The organism is Bradyrhizobium murdochi (assembly GCF_000472965.1).
GTDB lineage: Bacteria > Pseudomonadota > Alphaproteobacteria > Rhizobiales > Xanthobacteraceae > Bradyrhizobium > Bradyrhizobium murdochi.
Genome location: NZ_AXAU01000008.1, coordinates 1 through 21386, shown reverse-complemented (window position 1 = coordinate 21386; position 21386 = coordinate 1). Strand labels below are relative to the sequence as shown.

The following is a 21386-nucleotide window of genomic DNA, read 5'->3' as shown; positions in this document are numbered from 1 at the left end:
CGCCCCGCCTTCATCAAGTTGCGCGCCATCGAAGTCCACATCGATCGGGATGGAAATCGAGCCAACACAAAATCGCTAGTGCATGACGGGCCGCGGCCGACCCGCATGCGAATGCGGGCGCAAGGAGTAGAAACCATGGCAATTATCCCCGGAACACCAGGCGACGACACGTTGGTTGGCACGCCAGATCCCGATGAGATCAACGGTCTGGCCGGCAACGATACGATTACCGGATTGGAAGGCGATGACCTCGTCAACGGCGGTGCAGGCGATGACGATATCGATGGCGGAGCCGGCAACGACACATTGAACGGCAATGCCGGCAACGATACGATCGCCGGCGGTGAAGGCGATGACACCGTCAGTGGCGGTGCGGGCGACGACGATATTGATGGCGGAGCCGGCAATGACATTTTGAACGGCAATGCCGGCGTCGATACGATCCTCGGCGGTGAAGGCGATGACATCGTCAATGGCGGCGCGGGCGACGACAATATCGAAGGCGGAGCCGGTATGGATACGTTGAACGGCAATGCCGGCAACGATACGATCGCCGGCGGTGCCGATAATGACACCATCACCGGCGGCGCCGGTGACGACGAACTGTCGGGCAACGGGGGCGATGACACGCTCAGCGGCGGGGTCGGTGACGATACCCTGAGCGGCAATGCGGGCATGGACACGCTGAATGGCGGTCTTGGGAACGACACGCTGAATGGCGGGGCCGATGACGACACGCTGAATGGCGGTGCCGGCAACGATACGCTCAACGGCCAAGGCGGCAACGACACGATGAGCGGCGGCGACGGCGCGGACGACATGGCCGGTGGCGGTGGCGACGATACCATGTCCGGCGACGACGGTGACGACACCATGACCGGTGGTGCTGGCATCGACACCATGTCCGGCGGCGAAGGCGATGACGAGCTCAGCGGCGGAGCTGGCGACGATACGTTGGACGGCGACGCCGGAGATGACATGCTCGTCGGCGGTGCCGATGTCGATGTGCTCAATGGCGGAGACGGAGACGATATACTCGCCGGTAACGCCGGCGACGACACTCTCAACGGCGGCGCGGGTGACGATGAATTGAGCGGCGGCAATGGCGCCGATGTCCTCGACGGTGGCGTCGGCAACGATATGCTGACAGGCGGTGCAGGCTCCGATGACCACAATTTCGGCGACGGCACGGCCACCAACTTCGGCGACGATGAAGTTGTCGACCTGAGTTTCGGTGATGGCGATGAAGTTAATGTCGATGCCGATCCGGCGTTTGATCCGGCCACCATCGTGGTCGATGACGACGGCACCAACACGGTGCTCGATTTCGGCTTCGGCACCATCACGCTCACCGGCGTCACGGGTGGCGTCGGAACGGAATTCGAGTCGATCGACGACATCAACACTGCCGCGGGTTACGAGGCCATCGAGGTCGTTTAACTCCACAACTTCAGCGGGGCGGCTGCCGTGCCGCCCCGCTCCTGCCTCTTTGCAATACGTCAGTCAGTAGTAGTGCCGGTCAGTCATGTATTCGCGTCGTGAGATCCCAGCGTCCGCTGCACGATCGCTGCTTGGATTGATTCCGGGACGATCCGCATTCGTGTGGGTCGTGGCCTTTAGCGTGTCATTGAACATACTTCTCCTTGTCGTTCCCTTCTACGCCATCGAAGTGTTCGATCGGGTCATCAGCAGCGGTAGCGTTGAAACCCTTGTTGGCCTCACCATCATCGCCGCAATTGCTCTTGTTTTCAGCGCCGCGTTCGACACCCTGCGCAGTCGGCTGCTCAGTCGCTTTGCGGTTAGATTTGAGCGCTCCCTCGCTCCCATCGTGCTTGAAAGCATGATCGTTGATGTCACCAATCGGGGTGACAGCAGGGCGCAAGATCTTGCAAAGGTGCGCGAGCTGAGGACGTTCCTATCCAGCGCAACGATCGCATCGCTGCTCGATGCTCCCTTTCTTCCGGCGTTTATTTTCATCCTGTTCTTTCTGCACCCCTGGTACGGCCTGATTGCGCTGGTCGGAACGGCGGTCCTCCTCACCATGGGCATCGTGAGCCGCTGGATCGCGCGCAGCGAAATCGCGCAGGCGTCCCAGGCCGCGCAGAAGACCCAGATCACACTTGACGGAATTGTCCGGCATTCCGCCCTGGTGCGTGCGATGGGCTGGACCAGAGGTGCCATCCGCGAATTCATGGACCTCAACGACCAGGCCTTGTCCCCCGTGGTTCGAGCCAGCGAGCGCGTTTATGCGATCGGAGCCGCGGCGCGCATGGTAAGAACGACTTTGCAGGTTGCCGCGATCGGCGCAGGCGCCTGGCTCGTACTTCAGAGCGAGGTGCTGGCGGGCAGTCTGATTGCGAGTTCGATCCTGATCGCCCGTACGCTGCAGCCGATGGAAGGTCTGATCTCGGCGCGGCGCGCCCTTACTGCCGCGCACGAGGCCTGGAAGCAAGTTCAGACGGCCGCAGCGCCGGTTCTTGTTCGCGAGAAACGTACACTGCTTCCATCCCCGTCCGGCAGAATTGCAGCCGAGCGAGTGTCATATCGGACACCTACGACGCCGCGCCCGATACTCGCAGGCATAGATTTCGAATGCCCACCTTCCGGGATCATCGTCGTGATCGGCCCGACCGGCGCCGGAAAATCGACCTTGCTGCGCCTGATGGCGGGACTGGAACGACCAAGCGGCGGTACCATCCGGTTGGACGACGCAGCCCTGAATAACTGGGACCCTGACCAGCTTGGGCAGTTTGTCGGTTATCTTCCTCAGGAGGTGCAGCTTCTGGGCGGCACAGTGGCCGAAGCAATCGCCGGCTTTGACGAACATGCGCGCGACGAGGACATCGTTGCCGCGGCCATGCTTGCACAGGCGCATGAGATGATCCTGTCCCTGCCAGCCGGCTATCAGACCGAGATAGGGCGCGACGGCAACAGACTTTCCGGTGGTCAGCGCCAGAGGATCGGTCTCGCCCGTGCCTTTTTCGGGGATCGCAAACTGATCCTGCTGGACGAACCAAATGCCAATCTTGACCCGGACGGCGAGCATGCACTGTGTTCGGCCATTCAGCGGGCGAAGGCGCGCGGCGCGACACTGGTGATCGTCACCCACCGGCCCCAACTGCTGACCATCGCAGATGCCGTACTGCTTTTGAGGGATGGCGCGCAGCTCGCTTTCGGATCGCCTGCTGAAGTCCTTCGCCTGCCTGTCACCCCTGTCGCGAAGCCGCATGGCGTCCGGCAAGGTACGGAATCTCAGAGATTGGCCGTGGGGAGGACCGCTCGATGACGGAAGGAGGTCGAGATCGCAAGGAACGACCACGATCCGATATGCGGCGGATTATCGGATGGGGATGCGTGCTGCTGGTTCTGCAATTTTGCTGCTTCGGCGTGTGGGCGATGACGGTTCCGCTTCGTGGCGCGGTTGTGGCCCAAGGTGTCATAAAGGTTCATTCGAAGCGCAAGGCAGTGCAGCATCTTGAAGGAGGAATAGTAAAGTCAGTTCACGTCAGGGAAAACGATCAGGTCGAGGCCGGCCAACTGATCGCCCGGCTCGATACCACCCAGATCGAAGCAGCCCTCGGCTCGCTTGAGACGAAATACTTTGCAGTTCTGGCGATGGAGGCGCGGCTGGCGGCGGAAGAGGCCGGCGCGAAATCGATCACCTTTCCCGACGAACTGAAGAGAAGCGCGAGCCATGCGTCCGCGCGCATTGCCATGCAAACCCAGGAGGGCGAGTTTGCTGCACGACTGGCCGCAATCGAGAATGAACGCAAAATGATCGATCAGCAGATGCTGCAGTTGACGGACTCCATCCGAGGCCTCGAAAGCAGCACCAAGGGTGTCGAGCAACAGCTTGCGCTATTACGAGAGGAGATAGCTGACACAAGCTACCTCCTTACAAAGGGCCTCGCCCGAAAGCCGCGCCTGTTAGCCTTGAAACGAGCCGAGGCCGAGTCGAGCGGACAGATTGACCGCAACGCAGCGTCGGTTGCGGAGAAGCGAGGCAAAATGGCGGAACTTGAGGACAGGCGCCGACAGTTGGGCTTCAACCAGAATCAGGAAATCGCGAAGCAGCGTCATGCGGCGAGCGAGGAGATCGGTGATCTCCGACATCGAATTGCCGCTCTGCGCGATCAACTTGGTCGGTCTGAATTGCGTGCCCCCGAGAGCGGAAAGATCGTGGGCCTCAACAGCCGGGATCTTAGAGCCGTGCTTGCACCTCGCGAAACGTTCCTCGAAATTGTTCCGACGGAGGACCGGCTGGTCATCGAGGCAGCATTGAAACCAATCGATCGGGAAGAGGTCCATGCCGGACAGGCTGCGCGCGTCCGGGTTCACGCATTGAACATCCGTCGTCGGCCGATGCTCGACGGAAAGGTCGTTGCTGTAGCGGCAGACGCACTGACCGACGCCAAGAGTGGCATCACGTCCTACATGGCGGAACTGGAACTTGATATCAGCGCGCCGACCGCCTCGTATTTCTCTTCGTTACTGCCGGGAATGCCCGTTGAGATATTTATCGAGACGGGAGAAAGAACCTTTGCGGAATATTTACTGCAGCCAATGGAACTGCGTATCAACCGCGCGTTTAAGGAGCACTAAGCCGTCGGCATGAGTTCGACGGCATCTTGTTGCGGGAGGCGCCCGTGCATGAGAATGGCAAAACGCTACCCTCCAGGCAGGGTGGATTTCGCTTCAATGACGCTGAGCGCGGCGAGCCTCTTCAGTACGCCGAAGACCCTCCGATAGAGGGCCCTGCGGAGCAAGGCCCAGACCGGAGTGCGATGGAATATTTCGGCAAGGCTGTTGCCGAACTCTTCGATTGCAACAGTTGCTACGTCGCGGCCATGTCCCAGACCGGTGGATCGGAGCTTAACGAAGTCCGGATCGGACACGCCGCAATCGATCCCTCGTGCACCATGACCGTCGCCCGAATTGCCCGCAAGGGCGCCGGGGCAGATTGCGCCTTTCTCGAACCTGTCAACGCACGCACCACGTTTGTGCGGAGACTGATCGGCTCCGAGCCAGGAACAAGCGGTCATTCCGTCATCGGCAGATTTGCCTCTCGCGACAGATCGACCGTGGTGTTTGTCGCAGGTTGGCGGCAGGCTCCACTCGTTCGAGCCGAAATTCCGTGTCTCGCGCGTGCGGTGCGTACAGTTTGGGAGACGGCTCACTCCCTCGTGCAGCGTTCACCCAATCGACATCCGGGCGCAGAAATTTGGCTGGAGAACCTGGCATTCCCGGCGTTCATCGTGGACGAAGGTCTGCATGTTCACGAGGTCAACCGCTGTGGTCGAGCGCTATCTGCAAAGGGCGAACTTCTCAGGGTGGATGGTGGCAGACTCGCAGGGTCCAGCGGACTGGTGACCGAGCGTTTGAGGGTGGCAATCCGCGAGGCGCTGATTCCCAGGCCCGGTCAGGTTTGGCTGAACACGACTGTGCCTCTCTCTACGGAACGTCAGCAGTTTGCCTTCGCCAAGATCGGGGCCGCGCCAACACATTGCGACGTGGGGAAAGCGTTGGTCATCGTGCCACAGTTCGATGAAGTGTTGGGGGCACACCGTATTGCATCCGCCTTCGGCTTGAACTGGGCCGAAGAGAGAATCATCGCCCGGATTCTTCAATTCCAGTGTCCACGTGATATCGGCGCCGACCTTCGGTTGACCGAGGCGACCGTAAGAACCTACACCAAGCGCATCATGCTCAAGTTGGGAATTAATCGGCAGGCCGAGTTCTTTCTGCTCTACAATCTCACGCAGTCTCCATTCGGGGCCGGCAGGCGCGAACAGGCCGTCGCGCCGATGTCACCGGATTGCCGGTTGCTCGATGCGGCTGATAAGCAGCCCCCGAATTGATGCGCCAGCTTTGCGATGGTTGAGGACTTCATGCGCCGTATGACTTCTTATCGAGCCTTTGCCATCGCGGCGGCACTGGGCTTTTCTTCCAATGCGATCGCCGAGAGCATTCAATTGGGCCTGCCGATCGCGTGCGAACCTGGCCGGACCTGTTACATCCAGAATTACACCGATGTCGATCCGTCGGGGTCAGCGCGAGACTACAAATGCGGCACCCTGACGTATGACCGCCACAACGGGACGGACTTTCGCTTGCCGTCGCTGGCGTCGCAAAAGGCCGGCGTGGAAGTGCTGGCTTCGGCAAGTGGCCGCGTGCTTCGCACGCGAGACGGCGCGCCGGACGGCGCCGTTGGCAAGTCTGCGCCCGAAGCTGTTCGCGACGTCGAATGTGGCAACGGCGTTGTGATCGAACACTCCGAACATTGGGAGACCCAATATTGCCACATGGCTCGCGGCAGCCTCATGGTAAAGCCCGGAGAGGCAGTTAAAGTTGGGCAGCCGCTTGGCCGGGTCGGTCTCTCGGGGCTGACCGAATATCCTCATCTGCATTTCACGGTCAGGCATAAGGGAGCGGTCGTAGATCCCTTCGCATATGGTGCCGCTTCCGGCTCCTGCGGGGGCGGCGAACTGCTGTGGCATCCGGCACTTCACGCGCAACTTGCTTATCAGGAGCGAACCATTCTCAACGCCGGCTTCGCGAACGGCCCGGTGACGATGGAGCTTGTCGAGGATGGAAGCGCGGGCATGGAAAAGCCGTCTGCCAGCGCGGCGGCAATTGTCGCTTTCGTTCGCGTCATTGGCCTGAAGGCGGGCGACGTACAACGGCTCGTCGTCAAGGATCCAACCGGAAAGGCCATCGCCGAAAATCGAGCCGCGCAACTTGAAAGCAACAAGGCGCAATTCATGCTGTTTACCGGCAGAAAGCGTCCGGCGACGGGCTGGGAGCGCGGCACTTACAAGGCCACATATATAGTGGAGCGCGACGGTCGGATCGTTCTGGAGAGAGAACTGGAACTTACCCTCTAGGGATCAGTCTTCGGAGCATCTGGCTTGAGTCGGCGGACACGACGCCGACAATCCCGAGCACGGCAGGATCGGGTAGGGCAGGATCGCCACCCTGATTGCCCTCTTGGCTCCGCTCGGCCGGATCGCCTGGCCGCCGGGAGCCGCAAAAGCGCCTGGTTGGTTGCCGGAACGGCCTCATCCCGCTATAGGGCGTGCAGAGGTAAAAGCCATGGCCGATATGCGATTGATCGTAGCGGGGGCCGGCGGCCGGATGGGCCGTGCGCTGGTGCGCGTCATTTCGGAAACGCCGGGTGCGGTGCTGACCGGGGCGCTGGAAGCGCCGGGCTCGGAACTTCTGGGCAAGGATGCCGGCGTGCTCGCCGGCCTGCCGGCCAATGGCATCGAGCTGTCGGCGGACCTCTGGACATTGTCCGCCAATGCCGATGGCATTCTGGATTTCACCGTGCCCGCCGCCACCATCGCCAATGTCGCGATCGCCGCCGAACGCGGCCTGGTCCACATCGTCGGAACCACCGGCCTGTCGGTGTCGGACATGGCGGTCATCAAGAGCGTCACCTCGCGCGCGGTGGTGGTGCAGTCCGGCAATATGAGCCTCGGCGTCAATCTGCTCGCCGCGCTGGTCAAGCGTGTCGCGCAATCGCTGGACGAAAGTTTTGACATCGAAATCCTCGAGATGCACCACAAGGCCAAGATCGACGCGCCCTCGGGCACCGCCTTCCTGCTCGGTGAAGCTGCCGCCGCCGGTCGCGGCGTCGACCTGCACGCCCGCTCCGCGCGCGGCCGCGACGGCCATACCGGCGCCCGCCGACCCGGCGATATCGGCTTCGCTTCGCTTCGCGGCGGCACCGTCACCGGCGATCACTCCGTGATCTTCGCAGGTCCGATGGAGCGGATCGAACTGACCCACCGCGCCGAGGACCGGACGATGTTTGCGCAGGGCGCGATCAAGGCGGCGCTGTGGGCGCGGGGCAAGGCGCCCGGCTTCTACACGATGACCGACGTGCTGGGGCTCGCCGACTTCTAACCATCGAAAAACGGAATCTTGGAATGAGCGATCGTCTTCTCGTGCTCGTGCGGCACGGCCAGAGCGACTGGAATTTGAAGAACCTGTTCACCGGCTGGAAGGATCCCGACCTCTCCGAACTCGGTGTATCGGAAGCAAAAGAGGCCGGCCGCAAGCTGAAGGCGCAGGGACTGACGTTCGATGTCGCCTTTACCTCGGTGCTGAAGCGGGCGCAGCGCACGCTCGACCTGGCGCTGGTCGAGATCGGCCAGACCGGATTGCCGACCAAATGCGATCTGGCGCTCAACGAGCGCGATTACGGCGACCTCTCGGGACTCAACAAGGACGACGCCCGCAAGAAATGGGGCGAGGAGCAGGTCTTGATCTGGCGTCGCTCCTATGACGTGCCGCCGCCCGGCGGCGAAAGCCTCAAGGATACGCTGGCGCGCGCGCTGCCGTATTACGTGCAGGAGATTCTGCCTGGCGTGCTGCGCGGCGAGCGCACGCTGGTCGCCGCCCACGGCAACTCGCTGCGCGCGCTGATCATGGTGCTGGAGAAGTTGACGCCCGAGCAGATCTTGAAGCGCGAACTCGCAACCGGCGCTCCGGTGATCTACCGGCTCAACGCGGACTCGACGGTGGCGTCGAAGCTCGATCTGGCGGCGTGAGCGCAGATCGTAGGGTGGGCAAAGGCGCGATCGCGCCGTGCCCACCATTCAGTCGTCATCGGGGAGAGATGGTGGGCACGGCGCAAGAGCGCCTTTGCCCACCCTGCAACGTCAATGCAATCCTACCTGTCCCGCTTCCCAGCCGAGCATCGCCTGCTTGCGCGTGATGCCCCAGTGATAGCCGGTTAGCGCGCCGCCTTTGCCGAGGGCGCGATGGCAGGGCACCACGAACGACACCGGGTTGCGGCCGACCGCGGCGCCGACCGCGCGCGAGGCTTTCGGGCTTTTGATCTTGGTGGCGATGTCGGAATAACAGACCGCGCGGCCCATCGGGATCTTCAATAGCGTCTCCCACACCCGCACCTCGAAATCGGTGCCGATCAGCACCACGCGCAACGGCTGGTCCGGCCGCCACAGCCGCGTATCGAAGATGCGTTGCGCGAGGCCGACGGTGCCGTCATGGTCCTCGACATAGGTGGCGTTCGGCCAGCGCCGCTTCATGTCGGCGAACGCTGTCGGCTCCTCGCCGGGATCGGCGAAGGCGAGCCCTGCAAGGCCGCGTTCGCTCGCGATCACGATGGCCGTGCCGAATGGCGAAGCATGGAACCCGTAACTCAGCGTCATTCCGGCGCCGCCATTCTTCCATTCGCCCGGCGACATCGCTTCATGGGTGACGAAGAGATCGTGCAGCCGGCCCGGGCCAGACAGCCCCGAGTCGAGCGCGGCATCGAGCACGCTCGCGGAATCGCGCAACAAGCCCTTCGCATGGTCCAGGGTGAGCGCCTGCATAAACGCCTTCGGCGTCAGTCCGGCCCAGCGGCGGAATAGATGGTGCAGTTCGTCCGGCGTCACGGCGGCAGCATCCGCCATCGCCTCGATGGTCGGCTGCGTGCGCCACTGTTCCGAAATGAACGCGATGGCCCGGCGCACCGAGTCATAGTCGCGCAGCGCGGCACTTTGGTGGCCCGGCTTGGCCAGGCGCTGGTCATGTATGGCTGATATCATCATGGGATCTGATTTAGGGCGCATGCGGCCTCCAAACCACCCGATTTCTGATAAGCACCTCAAACCACCGGATTATAGGTCGGCCCGCGCTTGGCGACCTGTAGTGCGGCCAATAAGGCTTTGGCAAAGCTGGCTTTTTCGTCGGGTCCCAGGACTTGGCCGATCGACACCCGGTGGCCGCGGGAGACCAGGTAAAGCCGCTCGATGCCGAATTCCGGGTCGCCGGTCTGCTCTAGTTGCACCCAGAGCGGATTGCACGACCATTCCATCAGATGGCCGCGATGGCTGATACGCCGGACACGCAACTCCGTTGGCGTCACCATGATGTCCTCGGTGGCATCAGCACTGCGAAAATTGACCCGGAACGCCCAGTAAATCACCAGCACATCAAGGCCGAAAAAGCCGACCACTGGCCAGGCGCCCATCAGCATAAATGCGATGCCGGCGACAAAGCTCACGCCGCCGATGAAAATCATCAGCACCAAAAAGCCGGTGCGGTTCAGCGAACGATGCGGCGTCACCCGCGCCGAAAACAGCGTCGGCTGATCAAGCGTCGGATCAAAGTCGTTGCTTGCGGTCATCGCGTATCAGTATATCCCCGATCATGGCCAAAATCATCCGCGCTTCCGGCGCCAAGACCAATGTTCCGTCCGTGCCGAAGAAGCCTCCGAAGAGGGGCGCCAAAGCGGTACCCAAGCCGAAGAAATCGCCGAAGCCGAAACCCTGGACACAGGCCGAGATCCACGAGGCTTTCAGCCGATTTCGCAAGGCCAATCCGGAGCCGAAGGGCGAGCTCGAACATCTCAATCCCTACACGCTGCTGGTGGCGGTGGTGCTGTCGGCGCAGGCGACCGACGCCGGCGTCAACAAGGCGACGCGCGCACTGTTCGCAGTGGCCGACACGCCGGAGAAGATGCTGGCGCTCGGCGAAGACAAGGTGCGCGACTACATCAGGACCATTGGGCTCTATCGCAACAAGGCGAAAAACGTCATCGCGCTATCGCAAAAGCTGATTGATGAGTTCGGCGGCGAGGTGCCGCGCACCCGCGCTGAAATCGAATCGCTGCCCGGCGCCGGGCGCAAGACCGCCAACGTCGTGCTCAACATGGCCTATGGCGAACACACCATGGCGGTCGATACCCATGTGTTCCGCGTCGGCAATCGCACCGGGCTCGCGTCCGGCAATACGCCGCTCGAGGTGGAGCTAGGGCTGGAAAAGGTGATCCCGCCGGAATTCATGCGGCACGCCCATCACTGGTTGATCCTGCACGGGCGCTATACATGCCTCGCCCGCAAGCCGCGCTGCGAGGTGTGCTTGATCAACGATCTGTGCCGGTGGCCGGAAAAGACGGTGTGAGATTTTTCTTACCTCGGCCCGCTTGCTCTTCCTCATCCTGAGGAGGGCCGTTAGGTCGCGTCTCGAAGGATGGGCCGCGGGCCTCATGGTTCGAGACGCGCGAAGACGCGCTCCTCACCATGAGGGGTTACACCACCGGCATGCCTGGCTTGCGCGCGGGCTCGATCAACTCCGGCCGCGGGCCCGATAACCGCTTGTGCATGTGGACCATGAAGGCCATGCCGAACAGCGGCGTCGCCAGATTGACGATCGGGATCGACACAAACGCCGCGATGAAGAGGCCCGCGGTGAACACGGTCGCGGCGTGGTCCCTGCGCATCGCCTTGGCTTCCTCCGGCGGGCGAAAGCGCATCGCGGCGAGTTCGAAATACTCGCGCCCCAACAGCCAGGCGGTGGCGATGAAGAAAATGAGAAAACCCGCGCCTGCGAACAGCACGAAGGGCAGCGCAATCAGGTAAACCAGAATGGTGAGCAGCGCCGTCTTGATGCCCTCCGGAATGGCGATGCCGAGCGGCAGCGCGTCGCCGGGACGCTCGGCCGGATAGTGCTCGCGCTCGACATGCTCGGCGACGTCATCGACGAACACGCTCGCAACCAGTGAAGTGACCGCCGGCATCAGGAAGATCCCGCCGAGCACGACGCCAAGGCCGGCCGCGACCGAGATGATCCAGGAAAGGATATTGAGCGAGGTGTGGAAGCCCGGGCCGAGCATCGCCTCGGCCCAGACTTCGCCGTACTCAGCGAACCAGCTCAATGCGCGCTGCAAGCCGACGGCCAGCACCGTAATCAGCACCAGCGCGAGCCCGATCGAGCGCCACAGGATGGTGCGCATCGGCGGCGACAGGATCTGCGAAAGCGCCTTGACGGCGGCGTCCAACATGGCGGTTCTGCCTCTTATGAAAAAGCCCTCGCGAGAGGTAGATAGCCGCAAGGGCTTCGGCAAGAGCCTGCCAGTGGTGAACGCCGCGATCTCGATGGCGCTGGGCTGCTCGATCGTAGTCCGTGCGCGTGGAGAGAACCCCTCTCCCCGTCCCTCCCAGCTCACCGTTCGTGCGGTGAGAGTGTCGCACTTTGCCCTATCGTCGTCCGGAGCGTCTCCTACAGCCGCGTCAGCCGCAATCGCAGCGCGTTGCCGACGACGCTGACCGACGATAGCGCCATCGCTGCCGCCGCGATGATCGGTGACAGCAATAGCCCGAACGCCGGATAGAGAATGCCGGCGGCGATCGGGATGCCGGCGGCGTTGTAGATGAAGGCGAAGAACAGGTTCTGCCTGATGTTGCGCATCGTGCCCTGCGACAGTCGGCGGGCGCGGACGATGCCGCCGAGATCGCCCTTCAGCAACGTGACGCCGGCGCTTTCCATCGCAACATCTGTTCCCGTGCCCATCGCAATGCCGACTTCCGCTGCGGCGAGCGCCGGCGCGTCGTTGACGCCGTCGCCGGCCATCGCAACGACCTTGCCGGCCTTCTGCAGTTTTGCGACCACCGCGCTCTTCTGATCGGGCAGCACTTCCGCTTCGACCTCGGCGATACCAAGGCTGCGTGCGACGGCGTTCGCTGTTGTTTTGTTGTCGCCGGTCAACATGATTACCTTGATGCCATCCGCCGCCAGTGCCTTCAAAGCGTCAGGTGTCGATGCCTTCACGGGGTCGGCGATGGCGAACAATCCCGCGAGTTTGCCATCAACCGCCATGTTGATTACCGTCGCGCCGTCACCGCGCAGACGTTCGCCCTCATCGTTCAACGCGCTGGCGTCGATGCCGACGGACTGCAGGAAGTTCGCATTGCCGAGCACGATGGTCTTGCCGTCGACATTGCCGGTGGCGCCCTTGCCGGTCGGCGAGTCGAACTGGTCCACCTTGCCGAGATCGAGATTGCGCTCTTTGGCCGCCCGCACGATGGCGTCGGCCAGCGGGTGTTCGCTGGCTCGCTCGACGCTCGCCGCCAGCCGCAGATTTTCTGCCTCTTCAAATCCCGCGGCCGTCACGATGGTGACTACCTTCGGCTTGCCCTCGGTCAGCGTGCCCGTCTTGTCGACAACCAGCGTGTCGACCTTCTCCATGCGCTCCAGCGCCTCGGCGTTCTTGATCAGAACGCCGGCTTGGGCGCCGTGGCCGACGCCGACCATGATCGACATCGGCGTGGCGAGGCCGAGCGCGCAGGGACAGGCGATGATGAGGACGCTGACGGCGGCGACCAGGCCAAATGCCATGCGCGGCTCCGGTCCGAACCAGGCCCAGGCGCCGAATGCGATCAGCGCCACGGCGATGACGACAGGCACGAACCAGCCGGAAACCTGATCGGCCAGCCGCTGGATCGGCGCACGGGAGCGCTGCGCATCCGCCACCATTTTCACGATCTGGGACAGCAGCGTATCGCGGCCAACTTTGTCGGCGCGCATGATGAAGCCGCCGGACTGGTTGAGCGTGCCGGCGATGACCTTGCTGCCGGGCTCCTTGGTGACCGGCATGGATTCGCCCGTCACCAGCGCTTCGTCGAGCGAGGAACGGCCTTCGAGGATGATGCCGTCGACCGGCACCTTCTCGCCCGGTCGGACCCGCAGTTTGTCGCCCACCGCCAACGCGTCGATCTCGACCTCATGATCCGCGCCGTCGTCGCCGATGCGGCGCGCGGTCTTCGGCGCTAGCTGCAGCAACGCCTTGATCGCGCCTGACGTCGCTTCGCGGGCGCGGAGTTCGAGCACCTGGCCCAGCAGCACGAGCACGGTGATAACCGCCGCCGCTTCGAAATAGATCGCGACCGCACCGCCATGGTCGCGGAAGGTGGCCGGGAAGATGCCGGGCGCAACGGTGCCGATCACGCTGTAGACATAGGCTACGCCGGTGCCCATCGCGATCAGCGTGAACATATTGAGATGGCGCGTCACCAGCGACTGCCAGCCGCGCACGAAGAACGGCCAGCCGGCCCAGAGCACGACCGGGGTGGCGAACGCTAGCTGGATCCAGTTCAACCGCGTCTGGTCGACCCAGCCATGGCCGCCGACGAGATGGCCGCCCATCTCCAGAACGACGGCCGGCAGCGCGAGCACGAGGCCGATCCAGAAGCGGCGCGTCATGTCGGCGAGTTCCGGATTAGGCGGCGCATCGAGGCTTGCTACCTCCGGCTCCAGTGCCATGCCGCAGATCGGGCAGCTTCCAGGACCGACCTGGCGGATCTCGGGGTGCATCGGGCAGGTGTAGATCGCGCCCTCCGGCACGGCGGCCTTCGGTGCCTTGTCCTTCTCGAGATAAGCGATCGGATCGGCGGCGAATTTGGTGCGGCAGCTGGCCGAGCAGAAATGAAAGGTCTCGCCGTGATGGTCGAAGCGGTGCTTGCTGGTCGCGGGGTCGACGGTCATGCCGCAGACGGGATCGCGCACGGTTGCCGTATCGGCGGCTTGATGGCCGTGGTGGCTGTGACTGGCGTGGCCATGCCCGCCGCAGCAGGCGCCCTTCGAAGCGCCGTTTCGATCGGCGTTTTCATTGTTGTTCATCATCATCTCCGGCACTTGAAACCTATACCCTGTAGGGGTATATAGGCCGCATGCGAAAAGACATCAAGGCATCCTGTCAGAAACGTCTCAGCCGGATCGAGGGCCAGGTCCGCGGCCTGTCACGAATGGTTGATGAGGATCGTTACTGCATCGACATCGTCACCCAGATCTCCGCCGTCCGGGCCGCGCTGCGGCGTGTCGAGGAGGAGGTATTGCGGGATCACGTGGCGCACTGCGTCGAGCACGCCATCACGAGCGGTAACAAGGCCGACCAGCGCGAAAAGATCGCAGAACTGATGGCCGTGATCGGGCGCTCGGATCGGTAGCATCGCGGCAATGGTCTCGTGAGATGGTCGGCGATTATCGCTTCCTTGATCCAGATCAGCGTCAAGCGTGCCGGTGCGTGTGCCTGCGCGCCCGCGGCTTTTTGTCCGAAGGAATCGGTATCATCACCACGCGTCCGTAACGCACGCCGCGCTCGGCGATGATGTGGTCGGCGAGATGCCGGACCTCGCCGCTTGCGCCCTTGAGCGCCGTCACCTCCATGCAGCTATCGTCGTCGAGATGCACATGCAGCGTCGCCAGCGACAGATCGTGGTGGCCGTGAAAATTCTGTATCAGCCGTTTTGAGAGATCGCGCGCGGCATGATCGTAAACGTAGACCAGTGCGGCGACGCATTGGCCAGACGGCGTGGCGTTCTCGGCGCTTTGCTGCAGGCCAGCGCGGGCGAGATCGCGGATGATCTCGGAGCGGTTCTGGTAGCCGCGGGCTTCCGCCGCCGCGTCGATCTCGGCAAGCAGCTCGTCTTCGATCGTGATCGTAATCCGTTGCATGGAAAAATTCCGTTCTGGCTCCAGTATGATATTCCTGTTGTATCATCATACTGTGCCTGCTAGCGTGATGCGCCGGGTTAAGTCGAACTGATGCGGTCGCACGCCGATTGTAGCAGTCATCATGCAGGGGCATGAGCGTTGCGTCGATCTGCTTGGGGGGCATTTTCCGCCGCCGCATCACTGCTCGCGATGGTGTCGCCGACGAACGCGCAGAGCGCCGCAGAGGCCGACCGGCTTCCCGCCGTGACCATAACGCCTCCCGAAGCGCGGCCGCGCAACCGGGCCAGGCTGCCGCGCGCTCACCAAGCCGCCCGAAATTCCTCCGCCGTTCAGCCGAGCGCACCTGTTCTGATGCCCGTCGGCGGCGGCGTGACGTCCGGCTCCGCGACGGCGGGGCCGGCATACCTGCAACCGGCCGCAGCCAGCGCCATGACGATCAGCGGCACAGAGGTGAACGCCCGGCCTTTTTCGCGCGTCGGTGAGGCGCTGGAGGTGGTGCCGGGGCTGATCGTCACCCAGCATTCCGGCGAGGGCAAAGCCAACCAGTATTTTCTGCGCGGCTTCAATCTCGACCACGGCACCGATCTCGCCATCAGCGTCGATGGCATGCCGGTCAACATGCCGGGCCATGGTCACGGCCAGGGCTATGCCGATATCAATTTTCTGATTCCGGAGCTGGTGCAGTCCGTCAGTGTCCGCAAGGGACCGTACTTCGCCGACCAAGGCGACTTCGCGTCCGCAGGCGCTGTCGCCATCGACTATGTCAACCGGCTGCCGAAGCACATCACCGAGCTGACGTTCGGCAGTTTTGGCTACCGCCGCGCGCTGGCGGCGGCGTCGACGGCGGTCGGGGCGGGCGCCTTGCTCAGCGCCTTCGAGGGCGTCGCACATAATGGTCCATGGGACGTGCCCGACAATGTGCGCAAGCTTAATGGCGTGTTGCGCTACAGCCAGGGCACCGCGACCGATGGCTTTACGCTGTCGGCGATGGCCTATTCCAACGGCTGGACTTCGACCGATCAGGTGGCGCAGCGTGCGATCGACCAGGGCTTGATCGGCCGGTTCGGAACGCTCGATCCGACCGATGGCGGCGTCTCGAGCCGATTTTCGCTGTCGAGCAACTGGGCGCAGTCGAGCGAATACGGGCAGAGCAAGGTCAACGCCTATGTGATCAACTCGTCGCTGCGGCTCTACAACAACTTCACCTATTTTCTCGACGATCCCGTCATTGGCGATCAGTTCAGCCAGATGGACCGGCGCACGGTCTATGGCTTTAACGCCAGCCACGCCTTCGATATACGCGTGGGCGGGATCGAAACGCAGACCCGCGTCGGACTGCAGACGCGGGGCGACGATATCCGCGTCGGCCTGTTCAAGACATTGCAGCGCGAGACGCTTTCGACCATTCGGGAAGACAGCGTGAGGGAAGGTAGTGTTGGCCTTTGGGCCGACACGACGGCGCGCTGGACCGACTGGCTGCGCACCACGGTCGGCATCCGCGAGGATTATTTTGCGGGAAGGGTGCTGAGCGATACGCCGCAAAATTCCGGCAACGCGCAGGCGTCGATGGCGAGCCCCAAGGCCGGGTTTGTGCTGGGACCATGGTATCGAACCGAGTTCTACGGCAATGCGGGCTACGGCCTGCACTCCAACGATATCAGAGGCGCGACCATCACCGTCGATCCGATCGACAAAGTGACGCCGCAGGATCGCGTGCCGCTGCTGGTGCGATCGAAGGGCGGCGAGATCGGCATCCGCAGCAAAGCGATTGAAGGCCTTACCAGCTCGCTTGCGGTGTTCGTGCTGGATTTCGATTCCGAGCTGCTGTTTGTCGGCGATGCCGGCACTACTGAGCCGAGCCGGCCCAGCCGGCGCGTCGGCGTGGAATGGACCAACCAATATCAGATGTTGCCGTGGATGCGGCTCGACTTCGATGTTGCCTACACCCGCGCCCGCTTCACCGACTTCGATCCGGCCGGCAACTTCATCCCGGGCGCGCCGGCATGGGTCGCGAGCGGCGGCGTGACGTTCGGTGGCGAGGCCGGCTGGTTCGGCGCGCTGCGGGGACGCTACTTCGGCCCACGTCCGCTGATCGAGGACGACAGCGTCCGCTCGCAATCATCGCTGATCTTCAATGCGCGCGCGGGCTACAAATTCGACAATGGCCTGCGGCTGCAGCTCGACGTGCTCAATCTCTTCAACGCGAAGACCAACCAGATCGAGTACTACTACCTGTCGCGATTGCCGGGCGAGCCGATCGACGGTGTGGCGGATCGTCACGTGCATCCGGCGGAGCCGTTGGCGGTGCGACTGACGCTGGCGGGAAGATTTTAGATTGCAAGGTGGGCAATGGCGCTCTTGCACCGTGCCCACCATCCATCCGGAGTGTCGCTTTAAATGGTGGGCACGCTTCCACCTTCGCTCGTTTGAGCTATGGCGGACAAGTCGCTTTGCCCACCCTACGATTCGTCCCTACACCGTCTCCGATATCCGCGGCTTCATGCGGCGCTCCGGCGGGCGGACCGGGACATATTCGACGGCGAGATAATGTTCCGACACGGTGACGCGTTCGACCATCGTCGCAACAGTCACTTCTTGAGCCGCAGCCGGAAGCGGCGTCGTTTCGTCAGTCTCTTCAGGAACAAGCGGCGGCGACTTGACCTCTGGAAACACACCGAATTGGCCCGCTACCTCCGGGAGCGGCTTCTGTTTGTCGGCCCAGTGCAGGGCCGTGTAGTCGAAGCCGTGCACGATGGTGGGTTTGACGACTTCGAAATAGGGCGAGATGTCGAAATCGCGCGGCATGTAGAGCGAGGAATCGCGGATATGCAGGATTTCGCGCCGGGCCTTTCGCGAGGCGGCGCGGGTAATCTTGGGCAGGATCGGATAGCGCACGGCGTCGAAGGCTTGCGCGATCAGCGCCGAGCAGATGATCTTGGTGGGATCGCCGGAGCCGAACGCGATCATGCGCCGCCGCCATCGCTGCGGTATCGGCAACGGGATCAGATAGCGCATCAAATCGACGATGTTCTTGGTGTCGTAGCCGAAGCCGATCCGGTTGATGGCGTAGCGGCACACCGTGGTGCGGTCCTCGTAGGACAGGCCGACCGGGCGGCAAATGCGGGTGTGATAGGGAAAATATTTCGACAGCGGCGCCGAGGTAACGCCCTCGCCGATATTGGCCTCGATCAGCACATGCGGCTCGCCGTCGGGCTCAGTGGCGCCGTCAACCGGACCGACATAGAGCGCGCCATGCGACCAGGTCGACTGCGTGAGGTATTTGATGATGCCGGAGATCCGGTTGTTGCCTTCGACCAGCAGCACATCGCCGGGCTCGATGACGCCGCGCAGATGTTCGGGGTCGCTGGGCGTGAACGGCTCATAGCCCGGGACTTCCTTCTGCAGGTAGCCCGCGATCAATTGGCCGATGGTGTCGAGCATTACGCCCATGAAACTCCCCCAGAGCGGCTTTTCTTCCGCTTTTTTTGTTTCCTTATCATGGTCGCAAGCCGTTTCAATTTAGTTCATGCGGGATGCCGGTCAATCATGATTGATTTACCATGAGTGTTGCTGCGTCACGTGAGATGCTGCACAGTTCGCTAGCTGTTCTCGCGTCCTTCAGGTCCCGGAAACCATGACATGACATTGACCCGCCGCACCTTTTTGTCGGCGTCTGCAGGCCTGGCGGCTGTTCCGGGCCTTTTCGGTGCACGTGTGGGGGCCGCGCCCTTGCCGCGGGACGCCGACATCGTGGTGATCGGCGCTGGCGCGGCCGGCATTGCTGCGGCGCGGCGGATCATGGCGGCGAACCGCAGGGTGATCGTGGTGGAGGCGGCAAGCCAGATCGGCGGTCGCTGCCAGACCGACGTTTCGACTTTCGACGTACCGTTCGACCGCGGCGCGCGCTGGATGCACAATCCCGAGAGCAATCCGATGATCAAGCTGGCGCGGGCGGCCGGGCTCGAGATCACGAGCGCGCCATCGGGCCAGAAGATCCGCATCGGCCGCCGCAATGCCCGTGCCGGCGAGACCGAAGAGTTTCTGGCAGCGCTGGTTCGTACCAACCGCGCCATCGACGACGCCGCGCGGCGGTTCGATGTTTCCTGCGCCTCCGTGCTGCCGAAGGACCTCGGCGCTTGGGCGGGCACGGCGGAATTCGTGCTGGGGGCCGGCTTCTCCGGCAAGGATCTGAACGACGTCTCGGTCGGCGACAAGTCGCGCGCGCAGGATCGCAACATCGCGATCGGCTGCCGCCAGGGACTGGGCACGCTGATCGCAAAACTTGGCGAGCAGGTGCCGGTTGCGCTGTCGACACCCGCCAATCGCATCGTCTGGAGCAACCGCGACGTCATGGTGGAAACACCTGCCGGAAAGATCGTCGCCCGCGCTGCCGTCGTCACAGTGTCGAGCAACGTGCTGGCGGCGGGCAATATCAAATTCGCGCCCGACCTCCCGAAGCGCATGCTCGACGCGGCTTCGAAGCTCAGTCTCGGCAGCTACGACCGGATCGCGCTGCAGATGACGGGCAATCCGCTCGGCATCGCCCGTGACGACGTCATCATCGAGCAGAGCAACTCTACCAAGACGGCGCTGATATCAGCCAATATCGGCGGCTCGTCGCTCTGCACCCTCGATGTCGGCGGCTCGTTTGGCCGCGATCTTTCCGCGCAGGGCGAGAAAGCCATGGTGGCGTTTGCGGTGGAATGGCTGACGAAGCTGTACGGCAGCGAGGCGGCCGCCGCGGTGACGAAATCGAGCGCGACGCGCTGGAACGCCGCGCCGTTCACACTCGGCGCGATGTCAGCGGCCAGTCCTGGCGGGCAGTCGTCACGAAAGGTTCTGACCGATCCGATCGGCTGCATGTATCTCGCCGGCGAAGCGACCCATGAAACACTGTGGGGAACGATCGACGGCGCATGGGAGAGTGGCGAACGCGCGGCGGACGCGGCACTGCGGCGGATCGGTGCGTTGAAGGACCCCGAACCGGAGGCGCGGCCGGCGAAGCAGCGGCGGCGCGCACCGTCTCCAAGCAACTGATGGCCCGTCCCAAAGCACTGATCTCCTGGTCGAGCGGCAAGGATTCAGCCTTTGCGCTGCATGAAGTGCTGCGCGCGGGAGAATTCGAGGTGGTCGGCGCGCTGACCACGGTGACCGAGACGTTCGGCCGTGTCTCGATCCACGGCGTACGGCAGGAGATCTTGCAGGCGCAATGCGAGGCCGCCGGCCTGCCGCAGCGGATCGTGCCAATTCCCTATCCCTGTCCGAACGAGATTTATGAAGCGCGAATGGGTGACGCGGTCGCGCAAGCGGTTGCCGATGGCATCACGCATATGATCTTCGGCGACCTCTTCCTGGCCGACATACGCGCCTATCGCGAACAGAAGCTGGCAGGCACCGGAATTACGCCGGTGTTTCCGCTCTGGGAGCGGCCAACGCCGGAGCTCGCGCGAGCGATGATCGCAAGCGGGCTGGAAGCCCATATCGCGACCGTCGATCTGAAGAAGCTGCCGGCGGAATTTGCCGGCCGCAAATTCGACGCAACGCTGCTCGCCGATCTGCCGGAGGGCATCGATCCCTGCGGCGAGAACGGCGAGTTTCATACCTGTGTCGTGGCAGGGCCGATGTTTTCAGGGCGCGTGGCGGTAACATCAGGCGAGCGCGTCGAGCGCGACGGTTATGCGTATTGCGATCTGGTGATCGGCTAGCGCCGGAATCGTAGGGTGGGCAAAGCGACTTGTCCGCCGTAGCTCAACGAGCGAAGGCGGAAGCGTGCCCACCATGACACAAAACGGCGCGTGTGACGGTGGGCACGGCGCAAGTGCGCCTTTGCCCACCCTTGTATTAGCGCGAAGGATTAAACTGGCATCGTTCCGTGAGGAATGGCCCAGCCTGGGTGGCCACCCGGGCTGGGCCGCCGATTGATCGGATCGATGCCCACCGAAGCCTAGAGGGCTGTCTTACGTAGCAAGATCGCAGTCGGCACTTCATCGGGACCCGGATGGTTGAACGAACTTTAGGTTCGCATCACAAGGGAGGGTCGACGAAGATGGCCAAGCGTACCACAATCTGTGCCGGGATCGATACCGGCAAACGGAAGCTCGACGTGGCAATCGATGGCAACTGCGAGCAGTTGCAGGTCG

Annotated in this window: 18 protein-coding genes; 12 read left to right on the top strand and 6 right to left on the bottom strand. The window is 63.0% G+C overall.

Going from position 1 to position 21386, the window contains the following annotated elements; genetic code table 11:
* The first annotated feature begins 105 nt into the window (after window positions 1-105).
* From YUO_RS0116570 to YUO_RS0116540, 7 genes are all read left to right on the top strand, one after another.
* On the top strand, window positions 106-1440 hold the full coding sequence (locus YUO_RS0116570) for a calcium-binding protein (RefSeq protein ID WP_235782740.1): 1335 nt from the start codon (window positions 106-108) through the stop codon (window positions 1438-1440).
* An 85-nt stretch (window positions 1441-1525) separates the two neighbouring features.
* A complete protein-coding gene (locus YUO_RS0116565) occupies window positions 1526-3286 on the top strand; it encodes a type I secretion system permease/ATPase (RefSeq protein WP_051379481.1) in 1761 nt (586 codons plus the stop codon).
* 68 nt (window positions 3287-3354) lie between these two features.
* Window positions 3355-4602: an HlyD family type I secretion periplasmic adaptor subunit gene (locus tag YUO_RS0116560; protein WP_235782739.1), complete on the top strand. Its 1248-nt coding sequence runs from the start codon at window positions 3355-3357 to the stop codon at window positions 4600-4602.
* A gap of 182 nt (window positions 4603-4784) precedes the next feature.
* Window positions 4785-5858, top strand: coding sequence for a helix-turn-helix transcriptional regulator (locus YUO_RS0116555; protein ID WP_035726937.1), 1074 nt, complete (start codon window positions 4785-4787; stop codon window positions 5856-5858).
* 114 nt (window positions 5859-5972) lie between these two features.
* Complete coding sequence (locus tag YUO_RS0116550) at window positions 5973-6884, top strand: M23 family metallopeptidase (protein ID WP_347335934.1); 912 nt, start codon at window positions 5973-5975, stop codon at window positions 6882-6884.
* A 208-nt stretch (window positions 6885-7092) separates the two neighbouring features.
* Window positions 7093-7908 (top strand): 4-hydroxy-tetrahydrodipicolinate reductase, encoded by an 816-nt coding sequence (dapB, locus tag YUO_RS0116545; RefSeq protein ID WP_028348275.1) that lies wholly within the window; start codon window positions 7093-7095, stop codon window positions 7906-7908.
* A gap of 23 nt (window positions 7909-7931) precedes the next feature.
* Entirely contained in the window at window positions 7932-8555 is a 624-nt protein-coding gene (locus tag YUO_RS0116540; RefSeq protein ID WP_028348274.1) for a 2,3-bisphosphoglycerate-dependent phosphoglycerate mutase, read from the top strand.
* Window positions 8556-8666: 111 nt separating this feature from the next.
* On the opposite strand, the gene YUO_RS0116535 is transcribed toward YUO_RS0116540, so the two are convergent.
* Both YUO_RS0116535 and YUO_RS0116530 read right to left on the bottom strand, forming a co-directional pair.
* The gene (locus YUO_RS0116535; RefSeq protein ID WP_028348273.1) at window positions 8667-9563 is read right to left on the bottom strand and encodes a methylated-DNA--[protein]-cysteine S-methyltransferase; all 897 of its coding nucleotides are present in this window, start codon (window positions 9561-9563) and stop codon (window positions 8667-8669) included.
* A gap of 56 nt (window positions 9564-9619) precedes the next feature.
* On the bottom strand, window positions 9620-10141 hold the full coding sequence (locus tag YUO_RS0116530) for a DUF2244 domain-containing protein (protein WP_028348272.1): 522 nt from the start codon (window positions 10139-10141) through the stop codon (window positions 9620-9622).
* Window positions 10142-10164: 23 nt separating this feature from the next.
* Here YUO_RS0116530 and nth point away from each other — a divergent pair, with 23 nt between their 5' ends.
* Window positions 10165-10917, top strand: coding sequence for an endonuclease III (gene nth / locus YUO_RS0116525; RefSeq protein ID WP_028348271.1), 753 nt, complete (start codon window positions 10165-10167; stop codon window positions 10915-10917).
* Between the two features lie 127 nt (window positions 10918-11044).
* On the opposite strand, the gene YUO_RS0116520 is transcribed toward nth, so the two are convergent.
* On the bottom strand, window positions 11045-11797 hold the full coding sequence (locus tag YUO_RS0116520) for a sulfate transporter family protein (RefSeq protein WP_028348270.1): 753 nt from the start codon (window positions 11795-11797) through the stop codon (window positions 11045-11047).
* A 218-nt stretch (window positions 11798-12015) separates the two neighbouring features.
* Window positions 12016-14412 (bottom strand): heavy metal translocating P-type ATPase, encoded by a 2397-nt coding sequence (locus YUO_RS0116515; protein WP_028348269.1) that lies wholly within the window; start codon window positions 14410-14412, stop codon window positions 12016-12018.
* Window positions 14413-14462: 50 nt separating this feature from the next.
* Here YUO_RS0116515 and YUO_RS0116510 point away from each other — a divergent pair, with 50 nt between their 5' ends.
* On the top strand, window positions 14463-14738 hold the full coding sequence (locus YUO_RS0116510) for a metal-sensitive transcriptional regulator (protein WP_028348268.1): 276 nt from the start codon (window positions 14463-14465) through the stop codon (window positions 14736-14738).
* A gap of 61 nt (window positions 14739-14799) precedes the next feature.
* Here the strand turns inward: YUO_RS0116510 and nikR are convergent, their stop codons facing one another.
* On the bottom strand, window positions 14800-15246 hold the full coding sequence (gene nikR / locus YUO_RS0116505; protein ID WP_028348267.1) for a nickel-responsive transcriptional regulator NikR: 447 nt from the start codon (window positions 15244-15246) through the stop codon (window positions 14800-14802).
* A gap of 351 nt (window positions 15247-15597) precedes the next feature.
* Between nikR and YUO_RS0116500 the strand changes: the two genes are divergently transcribed.
* A complete protein-coding gene (locus tag YUO_RS0116500) occupies window positions 15598-17580 on the top strand; it encodes a TonB-dependent receptor (protein ID WP_430649545.1) in 1983 nt (660 codons plus the stop codon).
* Between the two features lie 138 nt (window positions 17581-17718).
* Here YUO_RS0116500 and YUO_RS0116495 read toward each other — a convergent pair whose 3' ends face one another.
* A complete protein-coding gene (locus YUO_RS0116495) occupies window positions 17719-18696 on the bottom strand; it encodes a YiiX/YebB-like N1pC/P60 family cysteine hydrolase (RefSeq protein WP_028348265.1) in 978 nt (325 codons plus the stop codon).
* A gap of 189 nt (window positions 18697-18885) precedes the next feature.
* On the opposite strand from YUO_RS0116495, the gene YUO_RS0116490 reads away from it, so the two are divergent.
* Window positions 18886-20283 (top strand): flavin monoamine oxidase family protein, encoded by a 1398-nt coding sequence (locus YUO_RS0116490; RefSeq protein ID WP_028348264.1) that lies wholly within the window; start codon window positions 18886-18888, stop codon window positions 20281-20283.
* Window positions 20283-20951 (top strand): Dph6-related ATP pyrophosphatase, encoded by a 669-nt coding sequence (locus YUO_RS0116485; protein WP_028348263.1) that lies wholly within the window; start codon window positions 20283-20285, stop codon window positions 20949-20951. Before YUO_RS0116490 ends, YUO_RS0116485 begins: the two co-directional genes overlap by 1 nt.
* Window positions 20952-21386: the final 435 nt, after the last annotated feature.

Excerpts from the sequence above, each read along its gene's own strand:
- YUO_RS0116570 (WP_235782740.1), top strand. The coding sequence starts at position 106 with ATGCGAATGCGGGCGCAAGGAGTAGAAACCATGGCAATTATCCCCGGA.
- YUO_RS0116565 (WP_051379481.1), top strand. The coding sequence starts at position 1,526 with ATGTATTCGCGTCGTGAGATCCCAGCGTCCGCTGCACGATCGCTGCTT.
- YUO_RS0116555 (WP_035726937.1), top strand. The coding sequence starts at position 4,785 with ATGGAATATTTCGGCAAGGCTGTTGCCGAACTCTTCGATTGCAACAGT.
- dapB (WP_028348275.1), top strand. The coding sequence starts at position 7,093 with ATGGCCGATATGCGATTGATCGTAGCGGGGGCCGGCGGCCGGATGGGC.
- YUO_RS0116540 (WP_028348274.1), top strand. The coding sequence starts at position 7,932 with ATGAGCGATCGTCTTCTCGTGCTCGTGCGGCACGGCCAGAGCGACTGG.
- YUO_RS0116535 (WP_028348273.1), bottom strand. The coding sequence starts at position 9,563 with ATGATGATATCAGCCATACATGACCAGCGCCTGGCCAAGCCGGGCCAC.
- YUO_RS0116530 (WP_028348272.1), bottom strand. The coding sequence starts at position 10,141 with ATGACCGCAAGCAACGACTTTGATCCGACGCTTGATCAGCCGACGCTG.
- nth (WP_028348271.1), top strand. The coding sequence starts at position 10,165 with ATGGCCAAAATCATCCGCGCTTCCGGCGCCAAGACCAATGTTCCGTCC.
- YUO_RS0116520 (WP_028348270.1), bottom strand. The coding sequence starts at position 11,797 with ATGTTGGACGCCGCCGTCAAGGCGCTTTCGCAGATCCTGTCGCCGCCG.
- YUO_RS0116515 (WP_028348269.1), bottom strand. The coding sequence starts at position 14,412 with ATGAACAACAATGAAAACGCCGATCGAAACGGCGCTTCGAAGGGCGCC.
- YUO_RS0116510 (WP_028348268.1), top strand. The coding sequence starts at position 14,463 with ATGCGAAAAGACATCAAGGCATCCTGTCAGAAACGTCTCAGCCGGATC.
- nikR (WP_028348267.1), bottom strand. The coding sequence starts at position 15,246 with ATGCAACGGATTACGATCACGATCGAAGACGAGCTGCTTGCCGAGATC.
- YUO_RS0116500 (WP_430649545.1), top strand. The coding sequence starts at position 15,598 with ATGCCCGTCGGCGGCGGCGTGACGTCCGGCTCCGCGACGGCGGGGCCG.
- YUO_RS0116495 (WP_028348265.1), bottom strand. The coding sequence starts at position 18,696 with ATGGGCGTAATGCTCGACACCATCGGCCAATTGATCGCGGGCTACCTG.
- YUO_RS0116490 (WP_028348264.1), top strand. The coding sequence starts at position 18,886 with ATGACATTGACCCGCCGCACCTTTTTGTCGGCGTCTGCAGGCCTGGCG.
- YUO_RS0116485 (WP_028348263.1), top strand. The coding sequence starts at position 20,283 with ATGGCCCGTCCCAAAGCACTGATCTCCTGGTCGAGCGGCAAGGATTCA.